The organism is Catellatospora sp. NPDC049609 (assembly GCF_040675365.1).
Lineage (GTDB): Bacteria > Actinomycetota > Actinomycetes > Mycobacteriales > Micromonosporaceae > Catellatospora.
This window is the reverse complement of sequence record NZ_JBFAOU010000471.1, coordinates 1-1,314: the sequence shown is the minus strand read 5'-3', so window position 1 is coordinate 1,314 and position 1,314 is coordinate 1. Positions and strand designations below refer to the sequence as shown.

Annotated in this window: 1 protein-coding gene; it reads right to left on the bottom strand. The window is 69.7% G+C overall.

Annotated features, from left to right (window positions below; translation table 11 throughout):
• Positions 1 to 17: 17 nt before the first annotated feature.
• A complete protein-coding gene (locus tag AB0J67_RS41210) occupies positions 18 to 1,073 on the bottom strand; it encodes an IS110 family transposase (protein ID WP_363491280.1) in 1,056 nt (351 codons plus the stop codon).
• Positions 1,074 to 1,314 lie beyond the last annotated feature (241 nt).

The window sequence follows — 1,314 nt, the reverse complement described above, 5'->3', positions numbered from 1 at the left end:
GGATGCTCTTATAGAAGTCAAGCCCGATGGAGTGCTTCGAAGTCGGCCTTGATCGCGTGATAGACCTCGCGGGCGAGATATCGCTTCAGGCAGCGCATGATGTCGGGCTTGGCCAGGCCGTCCGTGGTGCGGCGGGTGACGTAGGCGCGGGTGCGTTGGCAATAGCGCATGCGGACCACGACGGCCAGGTGCAGAGCTCGGTTGGCGTCTCGGTCTCCGCCGCGGTGCAGCCGGTGTCGGTTGGTCTTGCCCGAGGAGGCGGGGATCGGCGCGACCCCGCACAGGTGGGCGAAGGCAGCCTCGCCGCGCAGCCGTTCGGGGTTGGCGCCGGCGGTGGCCAGCAGCTGACCGGCGTGGTCCGGGCCGATGCCTTTCAGTGCCATCGTGGTCGGGGCCGCGGCGGCCAGAAGCTGACCGAGCCGGGCGTCCGAGGCGGCGATCTCCGCGTCCAGCTGCGTGACGCGGCGGGCCACCGCCACCAGCGCAGCCTTGACACCTGTGGTGGCGTCGGACAGGTCATCGCCGGCACGCAGCCGCGCGCACGCGGCCACCAGCGCCGAGCTGCCCTTGCCCGCCAACGACTCGCGCAACGCCGCAGGCGCGGTCACCAGCAGGCTCTTCAACGAGTTGATCGCCGCGGTGCGGGCCTTGACCGCACCCGAGCGCGCGATCCGCAGCGCCCGGATCGACTCGATCACCCCATGGCGCCCGCGTGGCAGTGCAGTAGCCGTCCCGGACAGCGCGGCACGGGCCGCGGCCTCGGCGTCGATGGCGTCGGACTTGCCCCGACGACGGCGGGTGCGCCGGTCTGGCCGGTCGACCTCCAGCACGGTGACACCCTGCTCGAGCAGGAACGTGGCCAGCCCGGCGCCGTAGCTGCCGGTTCCTTCGACACCGACCTTGAGCACGTCGCCGTGGCGGCGCAGCCACGCCGCCAGCTGGCGGTATCCGGCGGTGTCCGCCGTGAACTGGGCGTCGTCCAGCAGCCGGCCCTGCTCATCGATCACCGCTGCGTGGTGGGTCAGTCCGTGCGTGTCGACCCCACCGATGACAGCCCGCTTCGTCTTCGCCATGCTTGATCTGCCTGCCTTTTCTCGTAGGAGAACCAGGCACACGACCGGCCGGGTGAGCGGACAGACCAGTGACGGGGCTTGGGTGCACAAGCTCTTATCAAGTCACGCGAGCCCGGCCGGCCGCGTGCACGACCAGCGGTCTCACCCACTGGAGCCGACAAATCCCGCTAACGACATCAACTTCGAGTCAAGGAACCTCGGAGTCAGACCCGAGCGGTGAGACCATCACCATCTTCACTGG